Genomic DNA, 1119 nt, shown 5'->3' with positions numbered 1-1119 from the left:
GCCCTGCTCCGGGAAGTTCGCGAAGCCCACTTCCCGGAGCAGGGCACCCCGCCCGGAGCAGGCCCCAGCGCGAGGCCGTCCCGCATGCCTACCCGCACAGCGTGGTTACGAGCGGGATAGTCAGAATGGAGCAGACGATCGACAAAAACGTGCACTGCATCATGGGGCGTGCATCCTTACCGTATTGAAGGCAGTACAGCGTACCGTTGCTACCCACCGGCATTGCCATCTCGAGCACAAGCGTCGTGATAAACATGGGCGTCATGCCTGGCCACAAGCGTGCGACGGCAAGACATGCCACCGGCACGACAACCAGGCGAAATGCCACGACGACATAGGCACGCCAGTTGGTGAGCATCTCGAGCGGACGATACTTGGCGATAGACGACCCCATGAGCAACAATGCCGCCGGAGTGGTCATGGTGCCAACGATAGAAATCGAGTCGCCCAACACGCCCCAATCGGTCCATCCGGTTAGTACGATCCCAAGCACAACAACACTTGCAATGAGACCGGGACTCTTACAGCAGGCGGCAATATTGCGCATCTGCTTTTTGAGGCCACCATTCATTCCGCTAAATAACATGATGCCGACGGTAAACATAAGCACGTTTAGGGGGATAAGCGCAATCGATGCATACAACAGCGCTTGTTTTCCCAACACCGCCGAAATAACCGGAAAACCGATAAACCCGGCATTACCGAAAAGCACGGCGAAGCGATACGAGCATTCCGTCCCTTTGGGAACGCGAAGAGCAGCGGTGACAGCAAACGCGATGACGATCGCCACCATATACATCGCAAAGGACAGACCCATGAGCGAAAACGTATCGGCAATGCTCGGAAGCTTCACATCATCGCCCAGCGCTGACGAAAGCACCAAGCACGGCAGCGCCACCTGCAGCAGCAGATGCGATAGCTCGCGCTCGAACTCCGCTTTCATAAACCCCAGCTTGGCGATACACCACCCCAACAAAATGGGCAACGAAACCGTCAACATCTGAAGCGCCACACTCGTAAAGCTCATGCATCTCCCTTATCTATTCCGCGAGGGCCGCCTCCGGGCGGGTGCCTCCCTCTGAGAAGTTCGCGAAGCCCACTTCTCAGAGGGAGGCACCC

General features: G+C 57.3%; 1 protein-coding gene. It reads right to left on the bottom strand.

The genetic code is table 11. The annotated features are described in order from the left end of the window. Positions 1-88: 88 nt before the first annotated feature. Positions 89-1027, bottom strand: coding sequence for an AEC family transporter (locus tag V2391_RS09615; protein WP_329739144.1), 939 nt, complete (start codon positions 1025-1027; stop codon positions 89-91). Positions 1028-1119: the final 92 nt, after the last annotated feature.

The organism is Collinsella sp. CM84Y_54, assembly GCF_036317945.1.
Taxonomy (GTDB): domain Bacteria; phylum Actinomycetota; class Coriobacteriia; order Coriobacteriales; family Coriobacteriaceae; genus Collinsella.
Note: the sequence above shows the minus strand (reverse complement) of the source record. Positions and strands in the feature narration are given on the sequence as shown.

Excerpts from the sequence above, each read along its gene's own strand:
- V2391_RS09615 (WP_329739144.1), bottom strand. The coding sequence starts at position 1,027 with ATGAGCTTTACGAGTGTGGCGCTTCAGATGTTGACGGTTTCGTTGCCC.